Source organism: Nonomuraea sp. SYSU D8015 (genome assembly GCF_008065375.1).
Classification (GTDB): Bacteria; Actinomycetota; Actinomycetes; order Streptosporangiales; family Streptosporangiaceae; genus Nonomuraea.
Genome location: NZ_VJYI01000001.1, coordinates 354,357 through 373,816 on the forward strand (window position 1 = coordinate 354,357; position 19,460 = coordinate 373,816).

Below are 19,460 nucleotides of genomic sequence, written 5' to 3' on the forward strand. Positions count from 1 at the left end.
CCTGCTCACGGCCGCACCTCGGGAGCCGGCTCGCTCGCATGGCGGCGCCGTACCGCGAATCCGGCCAGCCCCGCCCCGGTCAGGAGCGCGGCCCCGCCCAGTGCGAACGGCCACACCGTGCCGTCCTGCGCGAGCCCGCCCCCACCGGTCTCCGGATGCCCCTTCGGCACCCTGTGCTCGTGCTCGCCGGCCGGCCGCCACGGAGGCTCGGACCTCTCGGGGCCGTCCGCGGGGGGCCAGGAGTCCTTGGGGGACGGCGCGTCCGACCAGCTCTCCTGGGGCGCGCTCGACCAGGTGTCGCCGGGCGTGGGCACACCCGGCAAGGAGGGCTCGTCGCAGAGGATCGGCAAGGGAAGGAGGCACGTGGCCGCCTCGCCCGGCACCTGCTGCCCCGGATCCGCCGAGGCGGAGGCGATGCCGATGCCCGCCGTCAGGCTCATCCCACCGACCACGAAGGCCGTCACCGCTCCGGCGGCCGCGAGACGTCGTGCACTTGCCATGGAGGCTCCCGAAGTCTGTCGGTCGTTCCCCCCGATGCTTCTGAGAGCCTTGCGAACTATTGGACCGATCGTCAAGTAATGTGACCGAAGTGAAACAGGCAGATACGGAGTGTTTGGCTTCGGGCCGTCGTGGCAGTGGTTACCCCTACTAGGGGGAAAGTCGTCATGGTCAATCCACAACAGCCCGAACTGCGCAGATCAGGCAAGACGGTGACCGGCTCCAAGGCCGCCGACGCCGTACGCGAGGCGAAGAACGCGGTCAAGCGCGCCGCCCACCCACACGGAACCGACAAGGGCCGCAAGGGCGGCGGCAAAGGGGGCGGCGTGCCGCCCGAGCAGCGGCCGAAACACCCGGAGTGACGTGAGGTGAAGGGAAGCCTGCAGTTCATCGGGAACGCCACCACGCTGATCCGCTACAACGGATTCACCCTGCTGACGGATCCCAACTTCCTGCACCGGGGGGAGCGGGCGTACCTCGGCTACGGCCTGAGCTCGCGCCGCCTCGCCGACCCCGCCGTGGAGATCGAGGAGCTCCCGGCGCTGGACGCGGTGGTGCTGTCCCACATGCACGGCGACCACTGGGACCGGGTCGCCCAGCGCGGCCTGGACAAGGAGACGCCGATCATCACCACCACGGAGGCGGCTCGCAAGCTGCGCCGCCGCGGGTTCCGGCGGAGTGTGGGGCTGGAGGAGTTCGGGCAGCACGAGCTGCACGGCCCCGGCGGGAGCGTCGTCATCACGGCGCTGCCCGCCAAGCACGCGCCGGGCCCGGCGGAGGCGCTCCTGCCGGCCGTGATCGGCACCATGCTGGAGTTCGCCGGCCAGGACGAGCGTGTGGAGCTGCGCCTGCACGTCAGCGGCGACACCCTGTTCGACCGCCGCCTGGACGCGATCCCCATCCGCTTCCCCGAGATCGACGTGGCCATCGTCCACCTGGGCGGCACCAAGCTGCTCGGTTTCCTGCTCGTCACGATGGACGGCGAGCAGGGCGCCTCGTGGGTGGACCTGATCAACCCGCGTGCGGTGGTGCCGGTGCACTACGACGACTACACCGTCTTCAGCTCGCCGCTGGCCGACTTCCGCGACCACATCGAGCAGGCCGGCCTGGCCGACCGGGTGGTCTACCTGGAGCGCGGCGAGACGCGGGAGCTCGCCCCGCACGAGCTCGTCCGCCGCTGATCGCCGCAAGAACGAATCACTTCCTCCACCTGAACAACTTCCGGCGACTGCACCACCCCGCTAGCCTTTGCAGGATTCTTTGACTCCGGTGGTGAGCCGTCGTGGCCCCCCGATGTTCGCCATGCCGATCATCGCGCTCGGGCTGATCTTCGGCTTCTTCCTGCCGGACGGAAGTACCTGATCCATGGTGTGACCACCCCAGGACCGAAGAGGTCCTTCACCCCCCGGGAGGTAGAGCCGTGAGCTCTGGCAGGAAGACGTGGACGGCGGCGTTACTGGCCACTGCTGTGCTGGTGACCACTGCGGCCTGCGGCGGCGAAGGCGCCGACGGCGAGATCACGTTGCGTTTCTTGTACTGGGGCACTGAGGCGCGACAGAAGATGACCGAAGAAGCGATCAAGAGATTCGAGGCCAAGAACCCGAACATCGACGTCGAGGCAGAGTTCTCCGGCTTCGGCAGCTACTACGAGACGCTGGCCACGAAGGTCGCGGGCGGCCAGACGCCTGACGTCATCACGATCGAGATCCGCGGCCTGCGGGAGTACGCCGAGCGCGGCACGCTCGCCGACCTGTCCAGCAGGGTCAACACGGCCGACATCGACGGCAAGGTGCTGGCCACCGGCGCGATCGACGGCAAGCAGTTCGCCATCCCCACCGGCGTCAACGCCTGGTCCCTGGTCATGGACCCGAAGGCGATCAAGGACGCGGGGCAGGAACTACCCGACGACACCGCATGGACCTGGGAGGAATACATCGACTTGGCCGCGAAGATCACCGCGGGGACCGGTGGCAAGGTCTACGGCACGCAGCAGTCTTTCAACCCGGCCTACCTGCAGATCTTCGCCGCTCAGCGGGGCGAGCGCTTCTACGACGGCAACAAGATCGGCGTCTCGCCCGATACGCTCAAGGCATGGTGGGCCATCCACCAGAAGCTGGCCAAGACCAAGGGTTCTCCTGACGTCCCCAAGAGCGTCGAGCTCGCCACCCAGAACGCGGACCGGTCGCTCTTCGCCACCGGCAACGGCGCGATGGGGATGTGGTGGAGCAACGAGCTCGGCGCGATCAGCAAGGCGGCGGGCGGCAAGGAAGTGGAGCTGCTGAGGATGCCGAAGGTGCAGGGAGCCGCCACCGGCGGCATGTTCCTGCAGCCCGCGATGTTCTACACCGCCTCGGCGAAGTCCGCGCACCCGGCAGAGGCCGCCAAGTTCATCGACTTCATGATCAACGACCCGGAGGCGGGCCAGATCATCCTCAGCGACCGCGGCCTCCCTGCCAGCTCCAAGGTGCTCGCGGCGGTCCAGGACAAGCTCCCGGAGACCGACAGGAAGACGCTGGCCTTCCTCGAGGAGATCAAGGGCGAGCTCACGGCCCCGCCCGCCGCCCCGCCGAAGCTCGCCAGCGCCATGGAGACGATCCTCGCACGGTATACGAACGAGGTCTTGTTCCGCCGGATGACCCCTGACGACGCCGCACGCAAGTTCATCACGGAGGCCAACGCCTCCATCGCGGGCTAGACCTCGGGGACGCCGAGGTCGGCAGGGCGGAAGTGGGCGGGCAGCTTGGCCAGCTCGGGGTCGAGCTGCTCGATCAGCCGCTGCACCAGCGCGGCCCGCCGCACCCGTTCGCGGCCCAGCTCGCGCGGCACCGCGCCGAGGTGCGAGCCGGACGGGTAGATGTTCGGCGCGTTACGCAGCCCCATCTTCAGGTAGACGGGCGCGGCGGCCCGGACGATCTCCACGGCCTCGTAGAACCGGACGAATCCACCCTGGTCATCGGGCACCTCCAGATACAGGTCGATCGGCAGCGGGGTCGCGGCCCGGATCTCGGCCAGGTGCGGCACGGTCAGGTCGGTGCCGACGTTGATCGTGGTGGCGCCCAGCCGCTCGAAGATCGCGGCGGTCGGGCCGTTCGTGAGGGGCAGCAGCACGGAGGTCTTCAGCACCAGGTTCGCCGGCAGCGTGCCGTCCTCCTTCAGCGCCCGCAGTACCTCCAGCGTGCCCAGATCGCCCACGAGCAGGCTGCGGATGCCCAGCGAGCAGGCCCGCAGGGCGTCCGCCACGCACGCCGCCACCATCGCGTTGCCGCGCGCGGCCGCCCCGACGGCCTGCGTGAGCTTGGCCTGCCCGCCGGTGTCCCAGGCGGCCCGCGGCCCGAGGAACAGATTCACCTCGATGCCGCGCTCGGCCCCGATCCGCGCCATGTCGGAGATCTCCGCGTCCGTCAGCATCATCACGCCGCTGCCCTGCGACGTCCTGGCGATCGGCACGCCCAGCCGGTCGGCCTCCGCGACCACGGCCTCCAGCACGGCCGGCCCCTCCACACTGGGGATCTCATACCGGTAGGGGGCGCCGTCCGCGAAGGCACGCCCGGACGGGGCGGCCTGCTGTGCCACCGGGTGCCCGAGGCGGGTCATCAGCGCGTGCAGGTCGGCGAGGCTGGTCATGGGGAATCCCTTTCCATCGGTGCGTCACTCAGCACTCTAGGATCTAGGCATGCAGCTGGCTCCGGGGGTCCACGTCGCCGTCACCGACCGGCACGGAGGCGTCAGCGCCCCGCCCTTCGCCTCGCGCAACCTCGGCGGCATGGTCGGCGACGACCCCGCGGCCGTGCGGGCCAACCGCGAGGGCCTGGCGGCCGAGCTGGGCGTGCGGGCGGTCGTCTACATGCGGCAGGTCCACAGCGCGGACGTCGCGTACGTGAGCGAGCCGTTCCGCGACGATCCGCCGCCGCTCGACGGCGTGTTCACCACCGAGCCGGGGCTGGCGCTGGCCTCGCTCGGGGCCGACTGCCCGGCGGTGCTGGTGGCCGACCCGGTGGCCCGCATGGTCGGCGCCGCCCACTCCGGCCGTCCCGGCACCGAGGCGGGCATCGCGACGGTCCTGGTGGAGGCCATGGCCGCCAAGGGCGCGGAGCCCGGCCGGATGGTCGCGCTCGTGGGCCCCGGCGCGTGCGGACGCTGCTACGAGGTGCCCGCCGAGCTGCGCGAGCGGGTCGCCTCCCGGGTGCCGGAGACCTGGTCGACGACGTCGTGGCAGACACCCGCGCTCGACCTGAGGGCCGGCATCGAGGCCCAGCTCAGGGCGGCGGGGCTGACGGACGTACGCCACGACGCGCGCTGCACGATCGAGTCGGAAGAGCTCTACTCCCACCGCCGCGAGCAGCCCGGAGGCCGCTTCGCGGGCCTCATCTGGCTGGTCTAGCCGTTCTTGCCCCGGTTGTTGAACAACACGTTGACGATGATGATCGCCACCCAGATCGGGATCACGTAGCCCGCGCGGCCATCGCCCACCAGGACGAACAAGATGGTGGTGAGGGTGCCCAGACTGAGCGAGACGATCGCCAGGGCGAGCCGCTGCGCGTCGCTCGGCCCCTGGTGGGCAACCGACTTCGGGGCCGCCTGGGCCAGGCGCTCGTCCACCCGCCGGTCGACCTCCTTGCCCATCTTGTCGAGGAACGACTCCACGATGGCGTCCTCGAACTCGGGCCCGAGATCGCGGCGGGCGGACACGGCTGCCTTTAACTCATCCCCAGTACTCATATGTCGAGATATAACGGGATATACGCCTATCGGGCAAGGATATCGTCAAGGTTGTAACTGACTGGACGCTCCAGCTGCTCGTACGTGCACGACTCCGGAGTGCGGTCCGGACGCCACCGGCGGAAGTGCGCGGTGTGCCGGAACCGGTCGCCCTCCATCTGGTCGTAGGCCACCTCCATCACCCGCTCGGGACGCAGCGGGATGAACGACAGGTCCTTCTTGGCGTTCCACCGCGACACCGCCCCCGGCACCCGCTGGCCGCCCGTCGCGGGCCCGGCCGCCGGCTGGCCGATGTTGGCCTGCGCCTGCTCGGCCCAGTGGCCCCACGGGTGCTCGCTCAGCTCGGCGACCAGCGGCTTGAGCTCCTCCACCAGCTCGGCCCGGCGCGCCATCGGGAACGAGGCCGCCACCCCCACGTGGTGCAGCCTGCCGTCGTCGCCGTAGAGGCCCAGCAGCAGCGACCCCACGATCGGGCCCGACTTGTGCTCGCGGTAGCCGCACACCACGACGTCGGCCGTGCGCTCGTGCTTGACCTTGAACATGGTGCGCTTGTCCGGGACGTACGGCTGGTCGCCGGGCTTGACGATGATGCCGTCGAGCCCCGCGCCCTCGAACGTCTCGAACCACTCGCGTGCCTGCTCGTCGCTGGTCGTGACCGGGGTCAGCCGGACCGACCCGGCCTTCTCCGGGAAGATGCCCTCCAGCCGGGCGCGGCGCTCCGAGAACGGCTCATCCATCAGCGACTCGTCGCCCAGCGCCAGCAGGTCGAACGCGATGAACTGGGCCGGCGTCTGCTCCGACAGGAGCTTCACCCGCGACTTGGCCGGGTGGATGCGCTGCTGCAGCGCGTCGAAGTCGAGCTGGGACCCCCTGGGCAGCACGATCTCGCCGTCCACCACGCACTTGTCGGGCAGCTCGGCCCGCACCGCCTCGACCAGCTCGGGGAAGTAGCGCGTGAACGGCCGCTCGTTGCGGCTGCCCAGATAGACCTCGTCACCGTCGCGGAACACGATGCACCGGAAGCCGTCCCACTTCGGCTCGTAGAACAGCGTGCCGTCCTGCTTCGGCATGGCCTTGACCGGTTTGGCCAGCATGGGCGGCACCGGCGGCCGCACCGGCAGATTGGGCACCGGCTCCGGCTCTTCGGCGGTGGCCACGGCCTGGGACGGGGCGGTCGCGTCGGCAGCACCGGCCGGCTCGACGGAACCGGTCGCGGTGGGCTCCGTCGGCTCGGTGAGTCCCGTGGGCTCTGTCGGCTCGCTCATGGGCTGCGCTCCCTCGTATACCTGCAGAAGAGGACCCCCTCCTCTTCCAGCACCTGGCTGAGATCCAGTCTGACCTGCGCGGGCTCGCCGTTCTGGATGCGCGCCGCGCCGCCCCCGACCAGCTGCGGGCTGATCGACAGGCACAACTCGTCCACCAGGCCGCAGGCCGAGAGCTGGGCGTTGACCCGGGGGCCGCCCTCGCACAGGATCCTCGTCAGCCCGCGCTCGTGCAACTGGGCCACGGCCAGGGGCATGTCGACGGTCTCCCCGCCGGCCACGATGACGTCGGCGTGCCTGGCCAGCTCCTTGCGCCGCTCGTGGGGCGCGGCCTCGCAGGTGATCACGATCGTCCGGCTGATCGCGTCGGAGCCGAACAGCTCGTGGTCGACATCGAAGCCCCCCAGGCTGCGGGTGATGACCGCGATCGGAGGCACCTCCGGGCGGCCCGCGCGGATCTCGCTCCACGCCTCGCGCGGCTTGATCGGGCCGTATCCCTCCTTGCGCACGGTCGAGGCGCCCGCCACCACGACGTCGGCCAGACCGCGCAGGACCTGGAAGATCCGCTTGTCGCCACTGCTCGACAGCCCGCCGGAGCGGCCCTTCAACCAGGCGGCGCCGTCGGCGCTGGCGACCATGTTGAGCCGCAGCCAGGGCCGGTCGTCCGGGTAGGCGTACGCCTGGGCGATGTCTGGGTTGTCCTGTATGTCGGGATAGATGCGCCGCACCCCTCTACCTTGGCACACCTCACCGACAACCCCCCAACGCCCACCACCCCACCCTCGACCACCGCCGCTTCGGCCCTCGGCGGCCATGTGGGGGCGTCAGGAGGCGTAGGGGAGCCGATCGTGCGGAATGGTGCGGGCCTGTGGTGCGCGGTCTCCCGTACTGACCACCCTCCAATGCCCACTCCACTCCTCGATCACCGCCGCTTCAGGCCCTCGGCGGCCATAAGGGGACGTCAGGAGGCGTAGGGGAGCCGATCGTGCGGAATGGTGCGGGCCTGTGGTGCGCGGTCTCCCGCTATCGCGTCGGAGGGAGGGCGTAGACGTGCTGCAGGCCGAGTGGGGGCGCCGACGGCAGAGGCTCGGCGGTTTCGGCGCGGAAGGACTGGAGGAGGTAGGCGACCAGCCTGCGGGAGGCCGCCGCGGCGGAGTCGCCGGTGTCGGCGGTGACGCCGTGGTTGGCCTTGAGCAGCAGCGTGAGGTCGGCCAGGTCGAAGTCGGCGCGCAGGCTCCCGGCCGCCTTGGCGCGCCGCACGATCTCGGCCAAGCCCTGCTCGGCACGCGCGCGAACCCCCTCGTAATCGATCGCGCCGGGGAACGCCGTCAGGAACGCCTCCGTGAACCCCCGGTCGGCGACCTGCATCGCGCACACCTTCTCCACCACCGTGCGGAACGCCCGCCATGGGTCCGGATCGGCCAGCGCCTCGTCCACGACCGCCCCGCACGCCGCGAACTGATCGGCGAACACCTCCATGACCAGCGACTCCCGTGAGGGAAAGCGCCGGTAGAGGGTGGCCACGCCGACCCCGGCCCGGCGCGCGATGGCCACCATCGGCACGTCGAGCCCTCGCGCCGCGAAAGCCTCCCGCGCGGCTTGGAGGATGCGCTCCCGGTTGTGCAGCGCGTCCGCACGCAGCGTGCCCGTGCGCGGCTCGCCCTCTGCGGAAGGGGCTATCCGAGAAGGGTGAGCAGGCATGTTTCTCACATTAGCGTAAGTGGACATTCCCTTCCGGTTAGCGCATTAGTGTCGCAGCCGAACGACGAAGACGAAGGGGATGAAAGAGACAGTGAGTGACATGCGGGCGGCCCTGTACGACCGTTACGGGCCTCCAGAGGTCCTGTACGAGGGCACGGTGCCCAAGCCCGTCCCGGGACCCGGTGAGGTGCTGGTGCGCGTCCATGCCGTCAGCGTGAACGGCGGCGAGCTCCACGGCAGGGCAGGCAAGGTGCGGCTGGTGACGGACCTGGTGGAGCGGGGCTTTCCGAAGCGCACAGGCCTCGACTTCGCCGGCGAGGTCGTCGCCGTGGGCCGGGACGTGCGAGGACCGGCGGTGGGCGACCGGGTGTGGGGTCTCACGGGGTACAGGTTCGGCAGCGCCGCCGAGTACGTGGCCGTCCGCCCCCGGCGGATCGCCCTCGCGCCCGCCGGCCTGGATCTGGTCGAGGCCGCGGCTCTGCCCGTGGGCACCACGGCGATCACCGCGCTCCGCGACAAGGCGCGGCTCCAGGCCGGCGAGCGACTGCTCGTCCGCGGCGGCAGCGGCGGGGTGGGCCACGTCGCCGTCCAGCTCGGCCGGGCCTTCGGCGCCCACGTCACCGCCCTGGCCGGGGCGGGGAACCAGGACTTCGTCCGCGACCTGGGCGCCGACGAGGTCTTCGACTACAGGACCACCGCCCCGGCGGACCTCGGCCGGTTCGATGTGGTCCTCGACACCGTGGGCACCGCGTCCGGCGCCTACCGCCGGCTCCTGCGGCCGGGCGGCCGCATGGTGGCGATCGCCTTCGACCCGGACCGTGCTGCCGCGTCCCTGTCGTACATCGCCGCCTCCGCCGTCTTCGGCTCGGGGCGCGTGCGGTTCTTCAGCGGCAACCCCACCCACCGGCTCTTCGCCGACCTGACCCGGTACGTGGACAGCGGCGCGATCCGGCCGGTCGTGGACACGGTGTTCCCCTTGGCGGACATCGCCAAGGCGCACCGGGCGCTGGAGGCCGGCGGCGTCCGCGGCAAGTACGTCATCCGGATGTTCTAGGCCGGATAGAGCTTTTGTGTATCCCAGGACATACCGGCGACCGTCCGCTTAACGTGACAACAGGGGATGGGACTGACAGGGGAGGGCCCGTGGGTCTGGTCACCGCCGGGACGTGGACGATCGCCGCACTCGCCGGGCTGTACCTGCTCTACCTCTGGCTGTCCGGCGGCGGCATGCGCCGGGCCAAGGTCACCCGCTTCCCCGCGACCCTGGTCTTCTCCCATCCGATGCTCGCGGTGTCGGCGCTGGTGTGCTGGGTGGCCTGGCTGGTCACGGGGAGCCGGGCGCTGGCCTGGGTGGCGTTCGGAGGGCTGGCGGCGGCCTCGCTGCTGGGGTTCGTGATGTTCACGCGATGGCTCGGGGCGGGACGGCACGAGAAGGGCGCAGGCGGATTCCCGGCGCTGGCCGTGACGTTGCACGGCCTGGCCGGGGTGACGACGTTCGCGCTGGTGTTCCTGTCGGCCAGCGCGGCGCGCGTCTTCTGAGCATCCTCACGTCCTGAGCATCCTCACGGCACGGCTCACTTGGACCGGCGGGGCTGCCGGAGCACCTGGAGCGAGCGGGCCGTGACGGCCACCACGTCGCCCGCGTGCCACCCCTCGTCGGCGAAGGTGTCCTCGACCAGCTCGTGGCTGGTGTCGAGCACGGGCAGCCAGCTGTCGCCGAACTCCTCGCCGGGCAGCGTGAACGGCATGTTCTCGTGATGGGCGTTGATCAGCAGCAGGAACGAGTCGTCCACGATCCGCTCGCCCCGCGGCCCGGGCTCGGTGATCGCCTGGCCGTTGAGGTAGACCATGAGCGACTTGGCGTAGCCGATGTGCCAGTCGCCCGCCGTCATCTCCGTCCCGCCCGGCGTGAGCCAGACCAGGTCGCGGTCGCCGTTGTCGGGGTGGCGGCCCTGGAAGAAGCGGCGGCGCTGGAAGACCGGGTGCTCGCGGCGCAGCTTCGACAGGGCGCGGACGAACTCCAGCAGGTCGGACTCGGTGCGCAGCAGCGACCAGTCGACCCAGGCCAGCTCGTTGTCCTGGCAGTAGGCGTTGTTGTTGCCGCGCTGGGTGCGGCCGAGCTCGTCGCCGTGGGACAACATCGGCACGCCCTGCGACAGGAACAGCGTGGCCAGGAAGTTGCGGCGCTGGCGGCGGCGGAGCCTGACGATCCCCGGGTCCTCGACCGGGCCCTCGGCGCCGCAGTTCCACGAGCGGTTGTCGTTGGTGCCGTCGCGGTTGTCCTCGCCGTTGTCCTCGTTGTGCTTGTGGTCGTACGACACCAGGTCGCTGAGCGTGAACCCGTCGTGACAGGTCACGAAGTTGATGGAGGCGACGGGACGGCGGCCCGAGGACTCGTAGAGGTCGGCGGAGCCGGTCAGGCGGGAGGCGAACTCGGGGAGAGCGGAATGGGTGCCCCTCCAGAAATCTCGCACGATGTCCCGGTATTTCCCGTTCCACTCCGTCCACAAAGGCGGGAAATTTCCGACCTGGTAGCCCCCGGGCCCCACGTCCCACGGCTCCGCGATCAGCTTGACCTGGGAGATCACCGGATCCTGCTGGATCAGGTCGAAGAACGCGCTCAGCCGGTCGACGTCGTGCAGCTCACGCGCCAGCGCCGACGCCAGATCGAACCGGAACCCGTCGACGTGCATGTCGAGCACCCAGTAACGCAGCGAGTCCATGATCAGCTGCAGCGCGTGCGGCGAACGCACGTTGAGCGAGTTTCCGCACCCGGTGTAGTCGAGGTAGTAGCGCCGGTCGCCGTCGTGCAGCCGGTAGTAGGCCGCGTTGTCGATGCCCCGGAACCCCAGCGTGGGCCCCATGTGGTCGCCCTCGGCCGTGTGGTTGTAGACCACGTCGAGGATGACCTCGATCCCGGCCTCGTGCAGCGCCCGCACCATGGCCTTGAACTCCAGGACCTGCTCGCCGCGCGTGCCCGCGCTGGAGTAGCGGCCGTGGGGCGCCAGGTAGGCCATGGTGTTGTAGCCCCAGTAGTTGGTCAGCCCGCGCGCCACCAGGAAGTGCTCGGGCACGAAGTGGTGCACCGGCATCAGCTCGACCGCCGTGACCCCCAGCGACAGCAGGTGGTCGATGATCGCCGGATGCCCCATGGCGGCGTACGTGCCGCGCAGGTCGGGCGGCACGTCGGGGTGGCGCATGGTGAGCCCGCGCACGTGGGCCTCGTAGATCACCGTCTGGTGGTACGGGATGCGCGGCGGCCGGTCGTTGCCCCACTCGAAGAACGGGTTGATGACCACGTTCTTCGGAATGTAGGGCGCGCTGTCCTCGGTGTTGCGCCGGGCGGGATCGGTGAAGTAGTAGGGGAACAGCGCCTGGTTCCAGGTCAGCTCGCCGTCGATGGCCTTGGCGTAGGGGTCGAGCAGCAGCTTGCTGGGGATGCACCGGTGCCCCTGCGACGGCTCGTAGGGGCCGTGCACGCGGTAGCCGTACCGCTGTCCCGGCTGGATGCCCGGCAGGTAGCCGTGCCAGACGAAGCCGTCGACCTCGGGCAGGTCGACGCGCTCCTCAGAACCGTCGTCGTGAAAAAGGCACAGCTCAACCCGCTCGGCGACCTCGGAGAACACCGCAAAGCTGGTGCCAACGCCATCCCAGGTTGCGCCGAGTGGATAGGGCTCGCCCGGCCAGACCTCGCGCATGTGGCCCAATTGTCGCACGGCTGAACAGCTCTTGGTCTCTCAATGGCCCGATACCCGCACGACCTCCCCGTTCGGCGTGCTCCCTCGCGGGGGCTGGAGGGGGAGGTCGTGGACGGCGCCGAGGCCCGTGGAGGGAGTGTCAGAGGAGCTCGGCGTTGAGCGTGATGGTGGTGCCCGCGAGGGCCTTGCTGACCGGGCAGTTGGCCTTGGCGGTCTCGGCCGCCTCCTGGAACTGCTCGGCCGAGATGCCCGGCACGTGCCCCTTCACAGTGATCACGATGCCCGTGATGCCCTCACCTGGCTGGAACGTCACGTCGGCGCTGGTCTGCAGCGACTCCGGCGGCGTGCCGGCACCCGCCAGGCCATGCGAGAGCGCCATCGAGAAGCAGGACGAGTGGGCGGCCGCGATGAGCTCCTCCGGGGAGGTCTTGCCGTTCGCCGCCTCGGCCCGAGAGGGCCAGGAGACCTCGAACGTGCCGACGCCCGAGCTGTCGAGCGAAACGGTGCCCGACCCGTCGAGCAGGGCGCCCTTCCACTGAGTGGTGGCAGTGCGGGTGGTGGCCATGACTATGTGCTCCCTCCGTGTTGGACTTCCGACCCTATCGCCGCCGATCGGGCGTGGACAAAGTGCGGCCCGCGTGTCATCCGGCTCTACTTTTCCGGCGAATAATGACATGCTCGGGTCGCGGCGCATGTGCCGCCTTGGTCCGGATGAAACGGGGAGTGTGGTGCCAGTGGAGGCACCGTACGACGACCGCCTGTTACATCAGCGGGTGGTCGGCGGCGATGAGTCCGCGCTGGGGGAGGTTTACGATCGGTTCTCCTCACTGATCTTCGGCCTGTCCCTGCGGGTCACCAGGGACCGGGTGATCGCCGAGGACATCACTCAGGAGGTGTTCCTGGTCTTCTGGGAGCGGCCGCTGGCCTACGACCCGGATCGCGGCACGTTGCGGGCCTGGCTCGCGACGATCGCGCACCGCCGGGCGGTCGACCACGTGCGTGCCGAGGAGAGGCGGCGTGTGTCGGCGCTGGGGCCCCGGTTGTTCGAGCGCGAGCCCGCCAGGCTGGAGGACACCGTGCTCGCCGCCGACGAGGCCGCCCGGGTGCGGCAGGCGCTGACGGAATTGCCCGACAGCCTCAGACAGGCGGTCGAGTTGGCCTACTTCGGGGGCAGAACATATCGGCAGGTCGGCGAGGAACTGGGCGTGCCCGAGGGCACGGCCAAATCGCGCATCCGGCTGGCCCTGAAGCGGCTGGCCGACGCGCTGGCAGAGGAAGAGGTGTGATGGACCCCGTCGAGCGTCTCTACCTGGACGCGTTGATGGAGGACCCGGCGGTGCCGGCCCAGTCGTTGCGGCCCCAGCTGCTGGCCGGGGCGCGGGCGCGGCGCAGGCCCGCGGCTCCCACCGCCGCGTGGGCGGAGCCGTACGCGGGCCGCGTGGCCGCGATGGACGCGCTGCTGGCCTCGGCCGTGGACGACGACTGGTCGCGGATCATCGTCGAGGGCTGGACGCTGCAGGAGCTCGTCGCCCACCTGGCCGCCAAGGACGGCCTCCTCGCCTCCTCCGTGGGCGCCCCCGTCCTCGGCCCGCCCATCGGGGCGACCGACTCGATGGGGCGTACGAGCGACGTCCAGGCGTACGAGCGGGCGCGCAGCCCCGAGCAGACGCGGCGCGACTGGCGGGCCCAGGCCGACGCCCTCTGCCGCCACCTGGCCGGGCTGCCGGCCACGACGCCGGCCACGCTGGACGGCATGGAGATCCCGGTGAGCGACCACATCCTGGCCCGCGGCCTGGAAACGTGGATCCACGCGGACGACGCGGCCAAGACGGCCCAGATCCGGCTCCCCGACCCGATCCCTGAGCACATCCGGCCGACCGCGGACCTGTGCGCGCGGCTGCTGCCCTGGACGATGCTCTTCTCGGGGCTGAACGGCGCCGGTCGCACGCTGCACCTGACGCTGACGGGGCCGGGCGGGGGCGAGTGGCTGCTTCCGCTGGGCGTGGAGGAGAGCTCGCCTGGCGAGCCGGACACCCATATCACCGCGGACGTGGTGAAGTTCTGTTTCCTGCTCGGCGGCAGGGGAGACCCGGCCGACTTCCCCGCCGAGCTGTCCGGCGACCTGGCCCTGGCCAGAGACGTCCTCACCACCGCCCCCGCCTTCTCCGGCCCCTGACCCGCCGCCTGCGGAGCGCGTCTTGAGTGCGCGGTGCGGGGCCCCTCCGCACCGCCGTCCCTCCCGCTGACCCGCCGAGCGGGTCTTGAGGGCGGAGTGTGAGGGGCGGCCTGTCACCTGGTTCGTGCGGGGCGATGAGTTCGGTGGCCTGGACCAGTCTGTCCTTTGTGAGAGACAAGGGCGAGAGGAGGTCCTGTGGGCGAGCAGGCGGGAGGGCTGTCGCAGATGCGGCTCGAGCGGATGCGGGAGGTGCTGGCCGAGGCCGTCGCGGACGGGGACGTGCCGGGCGTGGTCGCGTTGGTCCACCGGCGCGGCGAGACGCACGTGACCGCGCTCGGCACCCTGGAGCTCGGCGGCGGCCCGCCGATGCGGCGGGACACGATCTTCCGTCTGGCGTCCATGATGAAGCCGATCACCGCCGCCGCCACCATGATCCTCGTCGAGGAGTGCCGGCTCCGGCTGGACGACCCGGTGGACGCCCTGCTCCCGGAGCTGGCCGGATCGCGGGTCCTGCGCCGCCCCGACGGCCCGCTGGACGACACCGTGCCCGCCGAGCGCGCGATCACCGCACGAGACCTGCTGACCTTCCGCCTGGGCACCGGCGTGGTGCTGGGCGACTGGCCGATTCGCCGGGCGCAGGCGGAGGCCGGGCTGGAGATCGGCCCGGACGGGCCCGCGTTCGGCCCGGACGAGTGGATCAAACGGCTCGGCGCGCTCCCGCTGGTGCACCAGCCGGGGACGGCCTGGATGTACGACACCGGCGCGGACGTGCTCGGAGTGCTGATTGCCCGCGCCACCGGGCAGCCGTTCGCCGATTTCCTGCGCGAGCGGATCTTCGAGCCCCTCGGGATGCGCGACACGGGCTTCCACCTGCCGCGGGAGAAGCTCGACCGGCTCGCGGTCCCGTACGCCGCCGACCCGCGGACCGGCGCACTGGCGCGCCGCCCCGAACGTCGCGAGTGGGACCGCCCGCCGGTCTTCCCGTCGGGCAGCGGCGGCCCGTCCCTGCTCTCGACCGCCGACGACTACCTGGCCTTCTGCCGCATGCTGCTGCGCAAGGGGCGGTACGACGGCGGCCGGCTGCTCTCCAGGCCCGCGGTCGAGCTGATGATCAGCGACCACCTCACGCCCGAGCAGAAGGCCGGCAACGAGATGTTCCTCGGTGCCGGCGGCTGGGGGTTCGGCCTCGCCGTCGGCGCGCGCCGAGACGACCTGGCCGTCGGCCCCGGCCGCTTCGGATGGTCCGGCGGCCTGGGCACCGAGGCGTACGCCGACCCCGCCGAGGACCTGATCGGCGTCCTGCTCACCCAGCGCGCCCTGGGCTCGCCGCTGCCGCCGCGCGTGTTCCAGGACTTCTGGACCCTGGCGTACGCGGCGATCGACGACTGACCGGCGAAATTCCCGTGACATGCCCCGCGTCGCGGAAACAAGCAGAAAATCGTTGTTTGGCAACTCCGCCCGGTGGCGCCGGGGATTTGACGCGTTGTTGGGATCCGGGGAGGTTAACTGCGATTCCGTGGATGGGTAATTCTGCTTCTGTCCGGCCCACGATATTCGGCGCCGGATTCGCGGCCGATCTCTATCCATGAATGGAAGTCGAATGCACGAGAATACCGAAAGTCGGCAACTGCGCACGCGAGGCGTCAGGCGTGTCGCGGCCCTGACCCTGGCCGCCGCTGCAGCCGGGGTCATGCTCCTCCCCACCGGTCAGGGGGTGGCCAGCGCGAGCTCCACCGCCACGCTCGGGGTCTCCGTCAGCTCGCACGAGACGCCGCCGCTGTACTGCGATCACAACTACCGCTGCCGTTACGGCTGGTGGCGCTACTACCACCCCAGCTGGCGCTACTACCACCACCCCAGCTGGCGGCACCACCACCCCGGGTGGCATCCGGGCGCCCGTCACTACTACGACCGCCTCCACGGGCTCCACGCCGCCGACAGGTAACCGCACCGGCGACACGGCGGACGGGTCGCGCGGAATTCGACTCCTCACATCCGCATATGACGAATGCCGCGGCCAGGAGAATGGTCGCGGCATTTGCCAGAATTTGCGGTATTCGCCGCCGTTCCCTGTCCTCGCCGGCATGCGGCGGACCGGGCGCCGGGACCGTCCCTCAGCCGCAGTGGCAACCGTCGTTCAGGGTATGAACTGTCGTCGGCGCCTGACTGGCGCCCGGTCCCCGCCCCCATCGGTGTCCGCACCGACGGGACAGCGTTCGGCGGGGCGGTGGCCCAAGAGCCGCACTCCATCAAGGAATGCGAAGTCAGGCCCCGATAACGCGGCTCTCACCCATGGTCCGCCCGGCTCACGGGGTGGATGTGGCGTCGGCTTCCACCGAATCGCATCCCGGCCTCTGCCAGAATGCGATAAGACTACGCTGATGTCCGTTTTACTCGTGTAAACACAGAGAGCCGAAGACGCTCTTAGGCCCTGCGCATGACGAGAGGGGGTCCTCGTGACAGGCGACATGACGGGGCTGGCGGGGCTGCTCTACGAGTTCGGGCTGCTCAAGCGCTACAAGCGCACCGGGTGGCTGGTCGCCGGCGTGCGTGATCCGGAGAGCGTGGCCGAGCACTCGTTCCGCGCGGCGATCATCGCCGCCGTGATCGCCAGGCTGGAGGGCGGCGATCCGCAGCGGGCGGCGTTCATGGCTCTGTTCCACGACACACAGGAGACGCGCATCACCGACATCCCGTACATCGGCAAGCGCTATCTCAAGGCGGCTCCCAATGAGGCGGTCACCGCCGACCAGGTGCGGGGCGTGAGCGAGCCGGTGGCGGACATGGTGCGCGACGCGGTGGCGGAGTACGAGGAGAAGGAGAGCGTCGAGGCCGTCTGCGCGCGGGACGCCGACAAGCTGGAATGTCTCATCCAGGCCGTCGAATACCGCGAGCAGGGCCACCAGAACGTCCAGGGCTGGATCGACAGCTCGCTCGCCGCCCTCACCACGCCGACGGGCAAGCGCCTGGCGGAGGAGGCCCTGCGCACGGGCACCCTTGACTGGGTGACGCGCGTGCTCAACGGCGACTGAGGCCCCCTCCCGCGCTACCGATCGTTGACGAGGCCCCTGGCGTACTCGTCGTCGCTCTCCGCCAGCACCCGCTCCCTGCCCTGGGCGGCCCGGTCGTCGCCGCGGACGGCCAGCCCGTGCGTGGCCTCGGCCACCGTGGTCAGGTTGGGGTCGGTCAGCCTGGCCGCCAGCGCCTCGCGGATCCGCGGCGTGTCGGCCTGCAGCTCCGCGAGCCCGTGCGTGGCCCACTCGCGCACGTCCGGGCTGTCGTCCCCGGTCATCTCGATCAGCAGCGCCAGGGCCTCCTCGTGGTCCGGCGGCATCACGTCGGCCAGCGCGATCGGGTCGTTCATCGTGCGCTTGTGTCCAGGCCGCCGGATGACGTCCAGGACCGCCGGGAGCGCCCGTGGGTCTTGCTGGTGGCCGAGCGCGGACAGCACCGAGCGCAGCACCTGCGGGTCGCCCTCCGTGGTGACCATCTTCAGCAGCAGCGGCAGCGTGCGCTCGCGGTACGGCTTTTCGTCCTCGGTGACCCCGAACTGGGCGATCGCGTCCACGGCGAACTCCCGCTCCCTGGCGTCCTCGCTGACGCACAACCTGGCGAGGGCCTCGTACGTCTCGTCGTCGCCCCGCCTGCGCAGCGCGTCGGCGACGATCCACCAGGTCTCGGCGTCCTCGTCGATGTCGCGGTGGGCCACGGCCCGGGCCACGAGTCGCTCCACCGGCGTTTCGATCCCGGCCGCCTCCTCCAGCAGGGTCGCCACGGCCGCGTGCCCCCGCTGCGCCTGGACCTGCTCGACCTCGGAGCCGTCCGGCGAGCGCCCGGACACCGTGACCAGCTCGGTGCCGTCCTTGGCGTGCTGGCGGGTCACGACGTAGTCCCAGTCGTCCTGCTGGATCTGGTCGAGCAGCGCGCTCTCCAGGTGCACGCCCACCCAGTCGGCGGCGATGTCGAGCGGCGTGTCGCCGTCACCGTCGTACTTCTCGTGGTCGGCGCCCGCCTGCAGCAGCTCCTGCGTCACCCCCAGCGCGCCGCGCCTGGCGGCCAGCGTGAGCGGGGTGTCGCCGTCGTCGTTGGCCGCGTCCACGTCGGCGCCCGACTCGATGAGCAGCCGGGCCACGGCCCGCTGGCCGTTGGCGGCGGCCCAGTGCAGCGCGGTCCAGCCGCCGGCCTCCCGCCCGTTGACGTCGGCGCCGGCCTCCAGCAGCGTCTTCGCGGTTTCGTACCGGTCCCACGCGGCGGCCGCGCACAGCGGCAGCCCCTCGTCCTCGCCCTCGCTGGGCCTGTTGGGATCGGCGCCGCCGGCCAGCAGCTTGCCCACGGTATCGGTCTCGCCGTTCAACGCCGCGCGGTAGAGCTGTTCCTCATGCATGACACGGACCCTAGCTTGATCCGGCCGCGCCCCGGACCAAGCTAGGGCCATGTCATGCAGTGGTACGCGCCCTCGACCCGCCAGGGTTCAACGGCCATGACGGATGGGCATGCCGACAAGAAACCTGCTTAGCAGGTTTCTCATCGGTTCAGCTATGACACTTCTCCTCCCGAAGGAGGAGCTCCATTTCGGCCGATTCGAGATATGTTGCGAGTATGACTGATCCTGGTGACGTCCGCGCGTCGGACGCCGAGCGCGAGGCCGTCGTCGAACAGCTCCGTGTCGCCTCGGTGGAGGGCAGGCTCACGCTGGCCGAGCTGACCGACCGCACGGAGGCCGCGTATACCGCCACCACTCATGCCGAGCTCGCGATGCTCACCCAGGACCTGCCCGCCGCCGGCGCGGTGCCCGCGCCGCCCGTGCCGGTCCGGGAGGGCAGGAAGCGGCGCTGGTTCGTCGGGATCATGGGCGACTCCAAGCGCCGCGGGAAGTGGCGGATCGACGAGGAGCTCGGCGCCGTCGCCGTCATGGGGGACGTGCTGCTGGACCTGCGCGAGGCCGAGGTGCGCACGGACACGGTCGACATCACGGCCGTCTCCGTGATGGGGAACGTGAAGATCATCGTGCCCGACGGGGTCAACGTGGACCTCGAAGGCATGGCGATCATGGGGGACAAGAAGGTGGACGTGCTGGAGGCGGCGCCCGGGATGAACGTCCCGGTGGTGCGGGTGCGCGCGTACGCCGTGATGGGCGACGTCAAGATCCTCGGCGACTCTCGGGCGCAGCCGCTGAAGCGCGGCTTCGCGGCCTGGCGCGAGCACTGGCGGCAGATGCACGGCGAGGACTGGCGGGAGCTCGGCCGGCAGTTGCGGACCGAGGGCCGCGAGTTGCGCAGGCAGCTCCGCGACCAGCACAGGGACCTCGGGCGCGGCTACTGACCAGCCGCCGGCCCGCGCGAGGCGGCGCCGCCCGCGGGGCGCCAGGCCCAGGCCGCCTGCCCGAACCCGCGCGACGCGCCGGCC

The 19,460-nt window shown here is 70.7% G+C and carries 21 protein-coding genes; 12 read left to right on the top strand and 9 right to left on the bottom strand.

Features of this window, described 5'->3' with window-relative positions; translation table 11 throughout:
• Positions 1–5: 5 nt before the first annotated feature.
• Positions 6–500 (bottom strand): hypothetical protein, encoded by a 495-nt coding sequence (locus ID574_RS03480; protein ID WP_188187280.1) that lies wholly within the window; start codon positions 498–500, stop codon positions 6–8.
• A gap of 165 nt (positions 501–665) precedes the next feature.
• Between ID574_RS03480 and ID574_RS03485 the strand changes: the two genes are divergently transcribed.
• The 3 genes from ID574_RS03485 (at position 666) to ID574_RS03495 (ending at position 3,193) form a co-directional block, all read left to right on the top strand.
• Complete coding sequence (locus ID574_RS03485; RefSeq protein WP_188187281.1) at positions 666–860, top strand: hypothetical protein; 195 nt, start codon at positions 666–668, stop codon at positions 858–860.
• Positions 861–866: 6 nt separating this feature from the next.
• Positions 867–1,679 carry an MBL fold metallo-hydrolase gene (locus tag ID574_RS03490; RefSeq protein WP_188187282.1) on the top strand — a complete coding sequence of 271 codons (813 nt, stop codon included), beginning with the start codon at positions 867–869 and terminating at the stop codon, positions 1,677–1,679.
• 239 nt (positions 1,680–1,918) lie between these two features.
• Positions 1,919–3,193, top strand: coding sequence for an ABC transporter substrate-binding protein (locus ID574_RS03495; protein ID WP_188187283.1), 1,275 nt, complete (start codon positions 1,919–1,921; stop codon positions 3,191–3,193).
• Here the strand turns inward: ID574_RS03495 and ID574_RS03500 are convergent.
• The gene (locus ID574_RS03500) at positions 3,190–4,122 is read right to left on the bottom strand and encodes a hypothetical protein (protein WP_188187284.1); all 933 of its coding nucleotides are present in this window, start codon (positions 4,120–4,122) and stop codon (positions 3,190–3,192) included. The two genes, ID574_RS03495 and ID574_RS03500, sit on opposite strands and share 4 nt — an antisense overlap.
• A 49-nt stretch (positions 4,123–4,171) precedes the next feature.
• On the opposite strand from ID574_RS03500, the gene pgeF reads away from it, so the two are divergent.
• Positions 4,172–4,879 carry a peptidoglycan editing factor PgeF gene (gene pgeF / locus ID574_RS03505; protein WP_188187285.1) on the top strand — a complete coding sequence of 236 codons (708 nt, stop codon included), beginning with the start codon at positions 4,172–4,174 and terminating at the stop codon, positions 4,877–4,879.
• Here pgeF and ID574_RS03510 read toward each other — a convergent pair.
• The 4 genes from ID574_RS03510 to ID574_RS03525 form a co-directional block, all read right to left on the bottom strand.
• Positions 4,876–5,217, bottom strand: coding sequence for a hypothetical protein (locus ID574_RS03510; RefSeq protein ID WP_188187286.1), 342 nt, complete (start codon positions 5,215–5,217; stop codon positions 4,876–4,878). The two genes, pgeF and ID574_RS03510, sit on opposite strands and share 4 nt — an antisense overlap.
• 26 nt (positions 5,218–5,243) lie before the next feature.
• Positions 5,244–6,311: an ATP-dependent DNA ligase gene (locus ID574_RS03515; RefSeq protein ID WP_442939251.1), complete on the bottom strand. Its 1,068-nt coding sequence runs from the start codon at positions 6,309–6,311 to the stop codon at positions 5,244–5,246.
• A 167-nt stretch (positions 6,312–6,478) separates the two neighbouring features.
• Positions 6,479–7,207: a pyrimidine reductase family protein gene (locus ID574_RS03520; RefSeq protein ID WP_188187287.1), complete on the bottom strand. Its 729-nt coding sequence runs from the start codon at positions 7,205–7,207 to the stop codon at positions 6,479–6,481.
• 295 nt (positions 7,208–7,502) lie between these two features.
• Entirely contained in the window at positions 7,503–8,180 is a 678-nt protein-coding gene (locus tag ID574_RS03525; RefSeq protein ID WP_188187288.1) for a TetR/AcrR family transcriptional regulator, read from the bottom strand.
• Positions 8,181–8,280: 100 nt separating this feature from the next.
• Here ID574_RS03525 and ID574_RS03530 point away from each other — a divergent pair, with 100 nt between their 5' ends.
• A complete protein-coding gene (locus tag ID574_RS03530; protein WP_188188260.1) occupies positions 8,281–9,234 on the top strand; it encodes an NAD(P)-dependent alcohol dehydrogenase in 954 nt (317 codons plus the stop codon).
• An 89-nt stretch (positions 9,235–9,323) separates the two neighbouring features.
• Positions 9,324–9,719: a hypothetical protein gene (locus ID574_RS03535; RefSeq protein WP_188187289.1), complete on the top strand. Its 396-nt coding sequence runs from the start codon at positions 9,324–9,326 to the stop codon at positions 9,717–9,719.
• Positions 9,720–9,754: 35 nt separating this feature from the next.
• Here the strand turns inward: ID574_RS03535 and glgX are convergent, their stop codons facing one another.
• Entirely contained in the window at positions 9,755–11,878 is a 2,124-nt protein-coding gene (glgX, locus tag ID574_RS03540) for a glycogen debranching protein GlgX (protein ID WP_188187290.1), read from the bottom strand.
• Between the two features lie 139 nt (positions 11,879–12,017).
• On the bottom strand, positions 12,018–12,443 hold the full coding sequence (locus ID574_RS03545) for an OsmC family protein (RefSeq protein WP_188187291.1): 426 nt from the start codon (positions 12,441–12,443) through the stop codon (positions 12,018–12,020).
• 163 nt (positions 12,444–12,606) lie between these two features.
• Between ID574_RS03545 and ID574_RS03550 the strand changes: the two genes are divergently transcribed.
• The 5 genes from ID574_RS03550 to ID574_RS03570 all read left to right on the top strand — a co-directional run bounded on the left by ID574_RS03550 (position 12,607) and on the right by ID574_RS03570 (position 17,086).
• Complete coding sequence (locus ID574_RS03550) at positions 12,607–13,164, top strand: sigma-70 family RNA polymerase sigma factor (protein WP_223166327.1); 558 nt, start codon at positions 12,607–12,609, stop codon at positions 13,162–13,164.
• Positions 13,164–14,054 carry a maleylpyruvate isomerase family mycothiol-dependent enzyme gene (locus ID574_RS03555; protein WP_188187293.1) on the top strand — a complete coding sequence of 297 codons (891 nt, stop codon included), beginning with the start codon at positions 13,164–13,166 and terminating at the stop codon, positions 14,052–14,054. Before ID574_RS03550 ends, ID574_RS03555 begins: the two co-directional genes overlap by 1 nt.
• Before the next feature lie 195 nt (positions 14,055–14,249).
• Positions 14,250–15,443 carry a serine hydrolase domain-containing protein gene (locus tag ID574_RS03560; protein WP_223166328.1) on the top strand — a complete coding sequence of 398 codons (1,194 nt, stop codon included), beginning with the start codon at positions 14,250–14,252 and terminating at the stop codon, positions 15,441–15,443.
• 211 nt (positions 15,444–15,654) lie between these two features.
• Positions 15,655–15,999, top strand: coding sequence for a hypothetical protein (locus ID574_RS03565; protein WP_188187294.1), 345 nt, complete (start codon positions 15,655–15,657; stop codon positions 15,997–15,999).
• 523 nt (positions 16,000–16,522) lie between these two features.
• Positions 16,523–17,086, top strand: coding sequence for an HD domain-containing protein (locus ID574_RS03570; protein WP_188188262.1), 564 nt, complete (start codon positions 16,523–16,525; stop codon positions 17,084–17,086).
• A 14-nt stretch (positions 17,087–17,100) separates the two neighbouring features.
• Here ID574_RS03570 and ID574_RS03575 read toward each other — a convergent pair whose 3' ends face one another.
• Positions 17,101–18,438, bottom strand: coding sequence for an ankyrin repeat domain-containing protein (locus ID574_RS03575; protein ID WP_223166329.1), 1,338 nt, complete (start codon positions 18,436–18,438; stop codon positions 17,101–17,103).
• A 215-nt stretch (positions 18,439–18,653) separates the two neighbouring features.
• On the opposite strand from ID574_RS03575, the gene ID574_RS03580 reads away from it, so the two are divergent.
• Positions 18,654–19,376 (top strand): DUF1707 SHOCT-like domain-containing protein, encoded by a 723-nt coding sequence (locus ID574_RS03580; RefSeq protein WP_188187295.1) that lies wholly within the window; start codon positions 18,654–18,656, stop codon positions 19,374–19,376.
• Positions 19,377–19,460: the final 84 nt, after the last annotated feature.